The organism is Rhizobium moroccans (assembly GCF_057559155.1).
Genome location: NZ_JBHFJG010000026.1, coordinates 19,347 through 27,328, shown reverse-complemented (window position 1 = coordinate 27,328; position 7,982 = coordinate 19,347). Strand labels below are relative to the sequence as shown.

Annotated in this window: 8 protein-coding genes; 6 read left to right on the top strand and 2 right to left on the bottom strand. The window is 64.4% G+C overall.

Going from position 1 to position 7,982, the window contains the following annotated elements:
* Nucleotides 1–145 precede the first annotated feature (145 nt).
* From ertB to ACE04I_RS15135, 3 genes are all read left to right on the top strand, one after another.
* Nucleotides 146–1,807: a thiourocanate hydratase gene (ertB, locus tag ACE04I_RS15145; RefSeq protein WP_046794332.1), complete on the top strand. Its 1,662-nt coding sequence runs from the start codon at nucleotides 146–148 to the stop codon at nucleotides 1,805–1,807.
* 66 nt (nucleotides 1,808–1,873) lie between these two features.
* Nucleotides 1,874–3,169 (top strand): hypothetical protein, encoded by a 1,296-nt coding sequence (locus ACE04I_RS15140; RefSeq protein ID WP_046794053.1) that lies wholly within the window; start codon nucleotides 1,874–1,876, stop codon nucleotides 3,167–3,169.
* A gap of 62 nt (nucleotides 3,170–3,231) precedes the next feature.
* Nucleotides 3,232–3,963: a COG3904 family protein gene (locus tag ACE04I_RS15135; protein ID WP_046794331.1), complete on the top strand. Its 732-nt coding sequence runs from the start codon at nucleotides 3,232–3,234 to the stop codon at nucleotides 3,961–3,963.
* On the opposite strand, the gene ACE04I_RS15130 is transcribed toward ACE04I_RS15135, so the two are convergent.
* Nucleotides 3,960–4,508, bottom strand: coding sequence for a glyoxalase superfamily protein (locus tag ACE04I_RS15130; protein ID WP_046794052.1), 549 nt, complete (start codon nucleotides 4,506–4,508; stop codon nucleotides 3,960–3,962). The two genes, ACE04I_RS15135 and ACE04I_RS15130, sit on opposite strands and share 4 nt — an antisense overlap.
* A 271-nt stretch (nucleotides 4,509–4,779) precedes the next feature.
* On the opposite strand from ACE04I_RS15130, the gene coaBC reads away from it, so the two are divergent.
* Together coaBC and ACE04I_RS15120 are read left to right on the top strand one after the other, a co-directional pair.
* A complete protein-coding gene (coaBC, locus tag ACE04I_RS15125) occupies nucleotides 4,780–5,985 on the top strand; it encodes a bifunctional phosphopantothenoylcysteine decarboxylase/phosphopantothenate--cysteine ligase CoaBC (protein ID WP_046794051.1) in 1,206 nt (401 codons plus the stop codon).
* Nucleotides 5,982–6,347 (top strand): MmcQ/YjbR family DNA-binding protein, encoded by a 366-nt coding sequence (locus ACE04I_RS15120; protein ID WP_046794050.1) that lies wholly within the window; start codon nucleotides 5,982–5,984, stop codon nucleotides 6,345–6,347. Before coaBC ends, ACE04I_RS15120 begins: the two co-directional genes overlap by 4 nt.
* On the opposite strand, the gene ACE04I_RS15115 is transcribed toward ACE04I_RS15120, so the two are convergent.
* The gene (locus tag ACE04I_RS15115; protein WP_046794049.1) at nucleotides 6,331–7,143 is read right to left on the bottom strand and encodes a class II glutamine amidotransferase; all 813 of its coding nucleotides are present in this window, start codon (nucleotides 7,141–7,143) and stop codon (nucleotides 6,331–6,333) included. The genes ACE04I_RS15120 and ACE04I_RS15115 overlap by 17 nt on opposite strands.
* A gap of 188 nt (nucleotides 7,144–7,331) precedes the next feature.
* Between ACE04I_RS15115 and otsB the strand changes: the two genes are divergently transcribed.
* On the top strand, nucleotides 7,332–7,982 hold a 651-nt coding region (otsB, locus tag ACE04I_RS15110), incomplete at its 3' end, for a trehalose-phosphatase (RefSeq protein ID WP_487207261.1).

Below are 7,982 nucleotides of genomic sequence, written 5' to 3'. Positions count from 1 at the left end.
CCCTAGCCCTCTCCCCGCCTACGGGGAGAGGGGACCTACCCCGCGGAACGTCGAAGATGGCAGGCCGGAACGGCATATTCCTTCTCCCCGCGCGCGGGGAGAAGGTGGCGGCAGCCGGATGAGGGGCAATTTCTGGAGGAAGACCATGCCGAAACCGAATCCGCGTCATCCCAACTTCCCCATTCCCGGCGGTCCCGAACTGCGCGCCAAGGGCTGGCGGCAGGAGGCGCTGCTGAGGCTGCTCGAGAACGTGCTGGCTGTCGGCGAAGACCCGGACAATCTCGTGGTCTATGCAGCGCTCGGCAAGGCGGCGCGCAACTGGGCGGCGCACAAGGGCATCGTCGAGGCGCTGGCCACGATGGAGGAAGACCAGACGCTGCTGATCCAATCCGGCAAGCCGGTGGGACTCGTCAGGACGCATGCGAAGGCGCCGCTCGTCATCATGGCCAACTGCAACATCGTCGGCCAATGGGCGAAGGCGGAATATTTCTACGAGCTGGAGCGGAAAGGGCTGATCTGCTGGGGTGGGCTGACTGCGGGCGCCTGGCAGTATATCGGCAGCCAGGGCGTCATCCAGGGCACCTACGAGATCTTCATGCGGATCGCCGAGAAACGCTTCGGCGGCGATCTCGCCGGCCGTTTCATCCTGACCGCCGGGCTCGGCGGCATGGGCGGGGCGCAGCCACTCGCCGGCCGAATGGCGGGCGCGGCGATCCTCTGCATCGACATCGACCCGGAGCGGGCGAAAAAGCGCAAGGAGATCGGCTATCTGGACGAAATCGCGTCCAACCTCGACGCCGCCCTCGCCGCCATTGCCGAGGCGACAAAAGGTAAGCGGGCGCTTTCAGTCGGGCTTGTCGGCAATGCCGCCGACATTTATCCCGAGATCGTGCGCCGCGGCATCGTGCCGGATATCGTCACCGACCAGACCTCGGCGCACGACCTCGTCTACGGCTATGTGCCGAAGGGCATGAGCCTCGAGACGGTGCGCAGCCTCCGGAAAGACGGACAAGGCCAGCTCATGGCCGCAAGCCGCGCCTCGATCGTGGATCACGTGCAGGCGATGCTCGATTTCCAGCAAGCCGGCTCGGAAGTGTTCGACAACGGCAACCTGATCCGCACCCAGGCCAGGCAAGGGGGCGTGGAGAACGCTTTCGACATCCCGATCTTCACCGAAGCCTATCTCAGGCCGCTCTTTGCCCGCGCCATCGGTCCCTTCCGCTGGATGGCGCTTTCGGGCGAGGAAAGCGACATCGCCCGGATCGACGATCTGCTGATCGAGATGTTCCCGGACAACCGGATCATCACCAACTGGGTGCGGCTGGCGCGGGATAACATACCTTTCGAGGGCCTGCCGGCGCGCATCGCATGGCTCGGGCATGGCGAGCGGACGGCTCTGGCGCGGCGCGTCAACGAGCTGGTTGCAAGCGGCGAGATCAAGGGATCGATCGCCTTTTCGCGCGATCATCTCGATGCCGGTGCGATGGCGCATCCCAACATCATGACCGAGCGGATGAAGGACGGGTCGGATGCGATCGCCGACTGGCCGCTGCTCGACGCGATGATGCTCTGCTCTTCCATGGCCGATCTCGTGGTGGTGCATTCCGGCGGCGGCGGCTACGCCGGCTACATGACGAGCTGCGGCGTGACGGTGGTGGCGGATGGCACCCGGCAAGCGGACGAGCGGCTCGACCACGCGCTTACCAACGACACCGCGCTCGGCGTCATCCGCTATGCCGATGCCGGATACGAGGAGGCGCTGGACGAGGTTGCAAAGAAGGACGTTCCCTATATCCGCCCCTCTTGACGCGGCCTTCATTTCGCCCTGTTCTTAATTCTCTGTTAAGGAATACATTCCTTCCGGAGAGTTGCCATGGCGCTTGGCGCTTCGCATCGCTTGCACGACGGTGTTGCCGCCGTCGAGACCATGACGCGTTTTGCGCTCGCCGTCCTGGCGCTCGCATCCGGCGTCTACACCTATCTCGGGGTGCGCAGCCTCCTCGACGGATCGCCGATGGCGGTCTTCTTCGCGGCGATCATCTATTCCGCCTCGGTCTCGGTGGCGATCTACGCCTTCTGGTCCTACATGGCGCGCTTCTACCCGCATGTGACGGGGCCGGCGGCGCGCGGGGCCATGCTCGGCGTCATGGCGCTCGGCTGCGCGATGATCATCGCCATGTCGAGCTGGCTGAACGCGGCCGCACTCGCGGGCTCGGCGGCGCTCGAACAGCATCTTGCCGAAACGCTGGAAGATTACACGGCCGATCTCGACAAGGCGCATCAGAACGCGCTTGCCGCACAAAGCCTGCTGCCGGACATTCAGCGCACTTCCGAACGCTTTGCCCGGCTTGCCGAGGATGAACGGCAGTCCGGCGCGCTGACGGGCACCACCGGCTCGGGAAGCGTGGTGCAGCTTCTCTCGCAGATGTCCTCCCAACTTCGCGAGCTGGAAACCGGCATTGCCGCTTCCCGCGAGCGCGTGACGACGCTGTTCGATCAGGGCCGCAAGCATCTGGAAACCATGCGCACCCTGGTTTCCGCGCCGGGCGCGATCGCACCGCGGGCCGACCAGTTTTCCGCCGAGGTGGTAACGCTGACCGGCGTCATCGGCTCGCTGCAGCAGACCTCGATCGCGCCTTCCGTGAAGCGGGCGGCAGAGGACCTTTCGCTCGGCTTCATCGCCCCGGTGGCGGACGGGCGCGAGGCCGATCTCGCCAACCGGCAGGACCAGGTGATGGAGACGATCCGCGCCTCTGTGGCCGCGCAATCCAGGGTTCTCTCGCAGGCCGCCGACGAGATCCTGGCGCAGGAGCCGGTGGCGGAACGCCGCTTCGTGCCGCTTTCCTCGGCCGAGGCCGTGCTGCGCTATGCGGCCGATTTCATTCCCGCCTGGGCCGGCGCGATTTCGATCGACCTCCTGCCCGCCGTGCTGGTCTTCATCCTCGCGGTCGTGCATGGCGCGATCCGCCGGCAGGAAGAGCGGCTTCCCTTCGCCCAGCGGATCACCGCCGCGGAACTTCTGGAGGCTCTGGAGGTCCAGCGGGCGCTCGGACGCAACGATATCGACCTGAAGGAAGCAATTGCCGGCCTGGAGAATGGCGAACCCCACGGGGTCAACAACATCACCAGCCTCGACCTGAAATCGCCTAGAGCGGGTCCGCCCGCGTGAGGCCGCTCACCGCCCTCGCCCGCCTCAAGGCCGCGTTTCTTTCGACCGACGACGGGACGCTGATGCGCCATGCCTTCCTGACGCTGCTCGGCGCTTCGGCCATCTTCGTGGTGATCGATTTCCGCGAGATCAGCGTCATGAATGCCGCCCTTCCCGGCCATGACCCGATGCGGACCGGCCAGCCCGTGCTGCCACCCGCCTTGACCGAGGGCGTGCCGAACGCACCGCCGGTGCAGCCGGCAAGCGCGCCGGAGGTGTTGCGCCAGCCGATACGGTTCGAGCTCCTTTCCGGCGGCGTGCTGCTGGCCGAAGGCTCCATCGAGCCTGGTGCTGCGGACCGTTTCGCCAAGGAGATCGAGGCGCGCGGCGAATATGTGAAGATGGTTTCGCTCAACTCTCCCGGCGGTTCGGTGGACGATGCGATCGCCATGTCGAAACTGATCCGGGAAAGGCAGCTCGGCACGCGGGTCGCTTCCGAGGCGCTCTGCGCCTCGTCCTGCCCTATCGTTTTCGCGGGCGGCGTTTCCCGCATGGCGGAAAAAGACGCGGTGATCGGCGTGCACCAGGTCTTCAACGGCGGCACGGAGCGCCCCTCTCCCGAGCAGGCGATGGCGAGCGCGCAGGCAACCACGGCAAGGGTCGCCCGGCACCTCGACGAGATGGGGATCGGGGCGCAGCTCTGGATCAACGCGCTGGAAACGCCGCCCGACCGGCTCTACTACCTGACGCCCGCCGAAATGGCGGAATTCAAGCTGACGACCGAGCCGGTCGCGACGGCCGAGAAGACGGATTAGCCCTTTTCCTCGCGCTCGCAAAAGGTGATGCGGTTGCTGAACGGGTCCGTGACGGAAACCTCCAGTCCCCACGGCGCCTGTTCGAGACCCGGCTTCATATAGGGGTAATTCTTGCCAGTCAGTTCCTTCTGGAAGGCGCGGGCTCCCGTCATGGGCACGAAGACGCGGGCGCCGGGCGAGGCATCGCCCGCATGCTCACTCAAGTGCATCAGCATGCCGCTTCTGGATATCTGGCAGTAGAGCGGGAAATTCTCACCGAACCGATGCTCCCAATCCACCTGGAAGCCTAGGAAATCACAGTAGAATTCCATCGCCTTTTCGACGGAGAAAATCCGGAAGATAGAGATCGCCGGCTGTATGGTTACCGCCTCCGGTTTCCGCTCGTCGGCGGCATCGATCTTTGCCGAGAGAATATTCCAATCGTCATAGCCGAACTGGGTGGCCACAAGCTCCAGCGCCTGGCTATGCGTAACCGACAGGTTACGCTCGGCAAGTGCCTCGCGGAGGGATTTGGCCATAAGCTTCGCATCGCGGAAATCGCGCATCTCTTCATCCTTTCGACGGACGAACGGCAAAATCAGTGCCCGTATTGCCGATCCGTTCGTCATCGTTCGCCAAAGGCAAGGACGAGAGGCGGTTGAGATGCATTCACCTGAGCTCGAAGCCGCGGGCGGCTGGCTGCATCCGGCCGGCCGGCAAGCTATCCCAAACGGGCGCGGCAGACAAGCCGGTTCGGCGCGGTTGCGGATCGCGATTGCATGTCCTTCGCCAAAGGCTTAGCTTCCGGCGCAACAGAGCGCCAATGGCGGGTGAGACATGGATCTTTCGGGAAAACGCATTCTTCTGATCATCTCGGGCGGGATCGCCGCCTATAAGAGCCTTGATCTCATCCGGCGGCTGCGCGAACGCGGCGCAACCGTTCGCCCGGCGATGACGGCCGCGGCGCAGGAATTCATCACGCCGCTTGCCGTCGGGGCACTGGCCTCCGACCATGTCTATACGGACCTCTTTTCCCGCGAGGACGAGCAGGACGTCGGCCATATCAGGCTTGCGCGCGACTGCGACCTGGTGCTCGTGGCGCCGGCGACCGCCGACCTGATGGCGAAGATGGCGCATGGCCTGGCGGACGATCTTGCCAGCGCCGTGCTGCTTGCGACCGACCGGCCGGTGCTGATAGCGCCTGCGATGAACCCGAAGATGTGGACGGCTGCCGCCACGCAGCGCAATGTCAAAACGCTGAAGGCCGATGGCGTGCATTTCGTCGGCCCAACCTCCGGCGAGATGGCCGAAGGCAACGAGGCTGGCCTTGGCCGGATGGCCGAGCCACTGGACATAGTGGCAGCGGCCATCGCGTTGCTCGGAGAGGGAGAGCGGCCGCTTGCCGGCAGGACCGCCATCGTCACCTCCGGCCCCACCCACGAGCCCATCGACCCGGTGCGCTACATCGCCAACCGTTCCTCCGGCCGGCAGGGACATGCGATCGCAGCGGCGCTCGCAAGGCTCGGCGCCGACGTGACGCTGGTTTCCGGACCTGTCACCATTCCCGACCCGGCAGGCGTGACGACGGTGCATGTGGAGCGCGCGGAGGAGATGCGCGATGCCGTGGTCTCCCGCCTGCCAGCCGATATCGCCGTCATGGTGGCCGCGGTCGCGGACTGGCGAGTGGCCTCCTCCTCCGGACAGAAGATCAAGAAACAGGCGGGCGAAGCCCCGGCGCCGCTTCAACTCGCGGAAAACCCTGATATCCTCAAGACCGTCGGCCATCACGAGGAGCGCCCGAAACTGGTGGTCGGCTTCGCGGCGGAGACCCAGGATGTCGAGAAAAACGGGCGCGCCAAGCTTACCCGCAAGGGCGCGGACCTGATCGTCGCCAACGACGTTTCTCCCGGAACAGGCATCATGGGGGGAGACCGGAACCGGGTGAAGATCATCAGCGCTGCGGGGATCGAGGAATGGCCCGATCTTTCCAAGGACGAGGTGGCCGAAAGGCTCGCCCGGCTCATCGCGGAGCGGCTGAAATGAACCTCTTCGAGCGCAAAGGCTTCGACGCCTTCGTGACCAGCCTTCCCGGCACGTCGTTTGTCGACCAGTGGGACAGCCATGTCGCCAAGGTGGGCGACAAGGTCTTCACCCTTCTTTCCGGCGAGGGCGCCGATGCACGAGTGGTGGCGAAATGCCCCGAGGAAAGCTTCGAGATATTGACCGCCCTCGACGGTATCCGCCAGGCCCCTTATTTCGCCAAACGGAAATGGGTGGAGATCGCCAGTTCCTCGCCACTTTCAGAGGATGAACTGAGGCACTATCTCACCCGCTCCTACGAGTTGGTGGCAGCCGGTCTCACCAAAAAGCTGAGGCAGGAGCTGGGGATCAGGCTATCTTCCTGACGTCGGAGGCAAGCCCCGCTCTATCCGGCTCGAAGGCCGAGACCTCTACGCCTTCGTCGCTCACCATGATCGCGCTGCCGTCCGGAATCTCCATCCAGGTATCGGCCTCATCGTTCAAGGGCTCGGAAACGAGGCAATAGCCGGACTTTCCACCGATCGGGGCAGCATAGAGCGTCGGCGGCTTGCGGTCGGTGGCATAGCGCACGGCGTAAAGCTGCCTGCCATCCGAAAAAGCAGCCGTGAAGCGCACGAGGGCATGATCCAGATGTTCGCGCGAAAGGGCTTCGACCGCAGCGATCGCCCGCGCCGTAGCACCCAGAGGATCGTGTTCCAGGCCGAATTCCAGCGAAAGCAGGAAAAGCAATTCCGAATCGGTCGTGCCGGTGCGGGCATCGAAAAGCTCGTCTGAGAGCATCGCCTCCATGCGCCGGCGGATGCGCTCGAAACCGGAGATCTGGCCGTTATGCATGAAGGACCATGAGCCGTGCACGAAAGGATGGCAGTTGTCGCGCCGCGTGCCGCCGTTGGTGGCTGCCCGCACATGGGCGAGAAAGAGCGGCGAGCGTATCTGCCGCGCAAGGCTCTTCAGATTGCAATCCGACCATGCCGGCAGGATATCCCGATAGCGCCCTGGCTCGGACCGATCACCATACCACGCGATGCCGAAGCCATCGCCATTGGTGGCCGTCTTGGCGCGCGTGGCGCAATGGGACTGCTCGATCAGCGAGTGGGCAGGCGAGGATACAAGCTCTTCGAGATAGAGGGGAGCGCCGCGATAGGCTGCCCAACGGCACATGTTCGATCGACTCCATTAGAGCAAGAACGACTTGGGAGACAGGAGACAAGGCTTAGGCCAAATGGATAATGAAAGGTAAACCAGTGCTCTTCATGACCGCTTTCCGGCCCTTCCCCCAATCACGTTTTGCAACAGAACGTCAGATTGGAAGGGTTGCCAAGCGGGACACATGGCCTACATTGCCCATCATGTCGCATGAAGAACAGTCCAGTCAGGCCGGAGGCGTCGATCCCGAGCGGCCTCTCGAACAGTTCGTCTCGAAGATTGCCCTTGAGCCTGGCGCATGGGCTCTGTTCATGGATATAGACGGCACGCTCATCGATCTCGCAGAGAGACCGAATGCAGTCGCCGTACCACCCGATCTGCCGGAACATCTACACCTGGTTTCGGAATTTTTCGGCGGCGCGATGGCCCTGGTGACCGGCCGGGCGCTCGTCTATGCCGACAAGCTGTTTTCGCCCCATCGCTTCCCGATCGCCGGCCTGCACGGCACGGAGCGGCGGCGCGCCGACGGCGGCGTAGACCGGATCGAAATCACCGCCGATTTCGATCTCATCAAGGCGGACCTGACGCACGAGGCCCTCTCCTGGCCGGGCGTGCTGATCGAGGACAAGGGCGCGGCGATCGCCGCCCACTACCGGCAGGCGCCCGAGCGGCGGGAGGAGTTGGAAGCCGTCATGGCCCGTTATCTGAAACAGGCGGGGCCGGATTTCACGCTTCAGAACGGCAAGATGGTGGTGGAAATCCGCCCCTCGCATGCCAACAAGGGCAGCGCGCTCAAAGCCTTCCTGGACGAGCCGCCGTTTACCGGCCGGTTGCCGATCGCGATCGGCGACGAC